The 4,778-nt window shown below is 70.7% G+C and carries 2 protein-coding genes; both read right to left on the reverse strand.

The window, feature by feature from the left end:
- Positions 1 to 704: 704 nt before the first annotated feature.
- The gene (locus tag F8M74_RS36885; protein WP_141259072.1) at positions 705 to 1,298 is read right to left on the reverse strand and encodes a hypothetical protein; all 594 of its coding nucleotides are present in this window, start codon (positions 1,296 to 1,298) and stop codon (positions 705 to 707) included.
- 292 nt (positions 1,299 to 1,590) lie between these two features.
- Positions 1,591 to 4,506 carry a cell wall anchor protein gene (locus F8M74_RS36890; RefSeq protein WP_141259073.1) on the reverse strand — a complete coding sequence of 972 codons (2,916 nt, stop codon included), beginning with the start codon at positions 4,504 to 4,506 and terminating at the stop codon, positions 1,591 to 1,593.
- Between the last annotated feature and the right edge of the window lie 272 nt (positions 4,507 to 4,778).

Here is a 4,778-nt window from a genome sequence, read left to right on the forward strand (position 1 = left end):
CTCCTCGGCCCCTCTGCACCCTCCCTCCCCCCTCAACAGGGCCCCCATTCCTCTTATGTGCGCGTGACGTCGATGACCGGTTGGATGCTCCTGCTGTTGGCGATGCTCGCGCCGATCGGCGTGCAGGCCCAGACCCCCGAGGCCGCGGTGGTCGAGGCGGTTGCCCAGGACGCGCACGCCAGCTTCGCTTCGACGCTCGCCATGCCTCCCGCTGACGGCGAGGCGCAGCGCGCAGGCACCTCGCTCCTGGGCGTGAACCTGCCTCGCTTCGCGGTCGCGTCGCTGGGGGGCCGCCGGCGGAGCGCTCCTGGGCACGGGTGGCTACCTGATCGCCAATCTCGCGATGTGCGAGGGACGGATCCAAGGCTTCTTCTCCTTCGCGGCACTCGTCGCGGGCGGCACCATCGGTGCCGGGCTGGGCCTGCTGGGCGGGACCCTGCTGGTGGGCCACTGGATGGACGGAGACGGCGCCTGGTGGAGCATGCTGGCTGGTGTGGCCGTCGGCGTGACCCTCGGCGTCGTCGCGAGCGCTTTCATCCGTAGCGAGTACGCCGGCTGGGGAGTGCTGGTGTCCGCAGGCGGCGCGCCGCTGTTCGGTGGGCATGGGCGTTGCGCTCAACGGCACCTGGAACTGAGCGCGCCCGCGCGGCGAGGTGGTGGGTCAGCGCGGTTCACCCGCGTCCGGTCCGGCGCGTCGGCGTCCCTCAGGGCGCGGCGGCCAGCGCCTGGGCCTTGGCCCTTCGGCCCCGCCACCAGAGCGCCAGGGTGATGGGAGAGACGAGCACCAGCATCATCAGCGAGCCGACCACCGCGCCCGCAGTGATCGCTGCGGCGAAGCGAAGCGCGGCGCCGAGGCCCGCTCGGTGGGGACCTGCTCCGATCCCGAGCTCCGCGCGCAGGTCCTCGACGTTGCGCTCGAGCAGCGCCTCGTAGTCGCGCCCGTAGGTGGACTGCTCGTCGAGCCCGCGGACGAACGCGCGCCAGGTGCGCACCGGGGCCGTCAGCAGCCCCCCGGCCATGCCCGAGAGGTTGAGCACCCAGGCCGCGTGGAAGTCGCCGCAGCCCGCGCCGATCTCCCACGCGGAGATCTCGAACTCGCCCGTGAGGTCGGTGCGATAGCCGGTGAGGACGTGGTGCAGATCGTGGAAGCGCACCGCGCGCTTGCGAGCCTCGGTGTTGGGGAGCGGGAAGGGGAGGGGGCCGAGCTTGAAGTCGACCCAATCGGACGCGTACCCGCCGTCCTCTCCGAAGCCGCTCTCGTCGAAGTAGCGTCGCAGCGCCGTGGCCATGGTCTCCATCGCGTGGACTCCCTCGCAGCGGGCGCAGCTGCCCCGCGGGTTCGCAAGGAGTCTGACGCGGAGACCTCCGTGCTGCACGTCGCGTCCGAGGAGAGGCATGAGGCCCGGCGATGCGCGCGGGGACCGGTGCTCATGCTCCGGCCCGCGGGTGTGCCTGGGCTTCAGGCGGGACGCCGTGTGTACGACCGCGTGAACGGCGGCACCGAGCGCGAGCTCCCAACTCGGAACAGCAAGGCCGGCCATGGGGACGTGCCCCACGACCGGCCTTGCTCCTCGGCGTGTCGACGCGGTCCTACAGCAGGGGCACGCGCTTGAGCTTGAAGGGCGAGGGGCTCTCGCTCATCGTGAAGTAGCTCGCGCCGTTGGCCTCGTACTCGATCGCCTCACCCTGGCCCTCGGTGGTGTCGGTCAGCGTGACGGGCGTCGCGAAGACGGCCGACTCGAAGCCAAGTCCCGGCGTCGCACGGAACTCGTAGACAGTGCGGTAGGTGCGAAGGAGGAAGCGATCCGCGCATGGGTGGATCGCCGCCGCGGTCGCGGCCGAGAAGTTGGCGTCTCCGTTCAGCGGCAGCTGGATCGTGTGGACGTGGATCAGCGTGGCCTGCACGCCCGGCGTCAGCGGCTGGGGGAACTTGTACACGCCGCTCTGCCCCGTGCCCCCGTTCTTGGTGACGACGTAGATGTCCCCGGTGGTGGGGTGCACCATCAGCGACTCCGCGTCCTTCGCGCCGTCCGGATAGACGAACGGGAAAGCCTCGGCGACGAGCCCCCCCGAGGTCTGGCCGTTGGCGAGATCCGGCTCGGGCACGCGGTAGATCGTGAACGACGTGGGGCTGCCACCCGCAGGGAAGTTGGCGCTCCACTTCCCGATGTCACCGATGAAGATGCACGAGCCGCTCGGGCAGGGCCCGGTTGCGAGGTCCTCCCAGTCGGCCGGCGTCACGTTGGTCACGTTGAACGTGCCGATCGTGCTCGCGTTGAGCGTGTCGATCGCGACGATCGCGGTGGTGTCCTCGTTGTGCACGTAGAGCGCGTTGCCGACCACGCGGCTCGCGGCCAGGCCCGAGGGCTCCACGATTTCCGGCGCGGTCACGGTGCCCTGGAGCGTGAAGGTGCTCGCGTACGTGTCGCCGACCATGCAGGTGGGGGCGTTGGCGGCGCGCAGGACGATCACGTGCGCGGTGTTGGTCTGCACGAACGCGGAGTTGCCGGAGAGGCCCGCCTGGAGGCCCGGCGCGGTGAGCGACCGGTAGGCCGCATTGAAGAGCAGTCCGTTGGTGTGACCCATGCACGCGTCGAAGGCCTCGGTGAAGCCGAGCGGCGGCTCGATGCCGGTGGCAGGGCAGGTGGCGTCCGGCCAGACCTGTGAGCCGTACCAGACGGCGAGGCCACCCGCGCTGCCGGTCACCACGTCGGGCACGGTGAACGACGCGGAGTCGCCGTTCTTCTGGCCTGCGTGCACGTCGATTGGCTGGACCGGATCGACGCCGCTGAAGGCCTCCACGCTCCCCGCCATGTGGGTGGTCGCGTCCAGTTCGAACGCGTAGCTCGCAGGCTCGGAGGCGCCCGCGACGCGGTAGAAGATCCAGGTGCGGATGGCCCAGGCGCTCTGCTCCGAGCGCAGGAACGTCCAGCCGGCGGGCGGCGTGACGGTCGCGGAGATGTTGTTGCGCACGGTCACCCGCGCGATGAGCGCGTCGTTGGCCTCGGTCCCCGACGGCTTGGGGATCGACAGCGAAGCGATCGACAGGCCGCTGTGGTGCGAGCTCCCACGCAACGCGACCCCCGAGGACGGCGCGACCTCGGCGCGGCGAAGGGCGACAACCTGCGCGACGTTGGTCTCGGCGAACGTCGAGCTCCCGTTGAACGGTCCCTGGAGGCCGGTACCGGCGAGGGGCATGAAGGCGGCGTTGAAGACGAGGCCCTGGGACGAGGACACCAAGCAGGTGTCGTAGGTCTCGGCGAAGCCCACGGGGGGCTCGATCGCCGGGGTCGGACACGCGGCGCCGGTCCACGCCTGCGCGCCGAACCAGACGGCAGCCCCGCCCGCGGTCGAGGTGCTCAGCTGCGGCGTAGTGAAGGCCGTCGAGCCGCTGTTGCTCTTGCCGGCGTGCGTGTCGATCGGGTTGGCCGGATCGACGCCGGCATACGCCACGAGGTTGCCGACGAGGTAGCTCGCGATGGAGCTCTGGAAAGTGTGGCTCGCGGGCTCGCTGGCGGTGGCGACGCGGACGAAGACCCAGCCGCGGATGCTCCAGGTGCTCATGTCGGTGCGCACCAGCGTCCAACCTGCAGGCGGGGTGATCTCGGCGCCGATCTGGTTCCGGTTCGCAAGGTGCGCCAGCAGCACGTTACCGGCGGCGACGCCCGTAGGGGTCGAGAGGGTCAGGCTGGTGACCGTCTTGCCGCTCGCGTGCGTGGTGCCGACGAGGGTGATCTCCTCGGTGGCCGGCGGCTGGAGGGGACGCAGCACCACCGCGTGCGTGATGTTGGTGTTGGGGAGCGTGGAGCTGCCGGTGAAGGCGGGCTGGGCACCTGCGGCCCCGAGCTCCGAGGTGGCGGCGCTGTGCAGCACGCCGCGCGACGACGAGACGAGGCAGGTGTCGAGCTGCTCGGTGAAGCCCGTCGGAGGGGTGTGGACCGCGGGGCACGCGGCGCCTCCCCAGACCTGGGCCGAGAACCACACTGCGAGGCCGTTCGCGGACGACGTGGTGGCGACGGGCAGCGCGAGGCTCGCGCTGTTGCCATTCTTCTGGCCCACGTGCACGTCGATCGGCTGGAGCGGATCCGCGCCCGACACCGCGACCAGGGTGGCCGCCATGGAGCTGGCGAGGTCGAGGGTGAAGGTGTGACTGCTCGGCTCGGCCGCGCTGGCCACGCGGAGGAAGAGCCAGGACTTGATGGCCGAGGCGCTCTGCTCGGAGCGCAGCAGCGTCCAGCCAGCGGGTGGGGTGGCGACGGCGGCGACGGCCTCGCGATTGCTCAGCTGCATCACCAGCACATCTCCGGCGGCCGTACCGACGGGGGGGGGGATGGAGAGGGCGGTGATGGCCAGGCCGCTCGCGCTGGTGGTTCCTCGCACGGAGAGCGTGGAGAGGCCCTGGGCCGTCGTCGCATCCTGTACGTCGTCGGGCTGCGCGAGCTCAGGCGTTCCACAGGCGGCCATCAGTAGGGCGGCCGCGATCCACAGACTTCGGAATGGGGTCATGGGGTTTCGATCGGGTGTCGACTCACCGGACTGGAGGTCCGGGAATCGGCCATGTGAAGGACCCCGAAGCGAGAAGCGCAATCGACTGTCATGACACGGGAAATCTGCCGTGAAACGGCTGGGATCGTCGGGTGGGATCGAAAGAAGGTGGCAGTCCTGTCCATGCGGTCACGGCGTGTGCCCCAAGGGGGCTCAAGCGGCCTGTCCACCGGCCGGGAGCATCGCTCGGGCGGCCCCGTCAGCGGCCCTCCTCGGCCCCTCTGCACCCTCCC

It is taken from the genome of Myxococcus sp. CA023, from assembly GCF_010998615.1.
Lineage (GTDB): Bacteria > Myxococcota > Myxococcia > Myxococcales > Myxococcaceae > Myxococcus.

Coding starts and splice junctions, on each gene's coding strand:
- F8M74_RS36885 (WP_141259072.1), bottom strand. CDS start 1,298: ATGGAGACCATGGCCACGGCGCTGCGACGCTACTTCGACGAGAGCGGC.
- F8M74_RS36890 (WP_141259073.1), bottom strand. CDS start 4,506: ATGACCCCATTCCGAAGTCTGTGGATCGCGGCCGCCCTACTGATGGCC.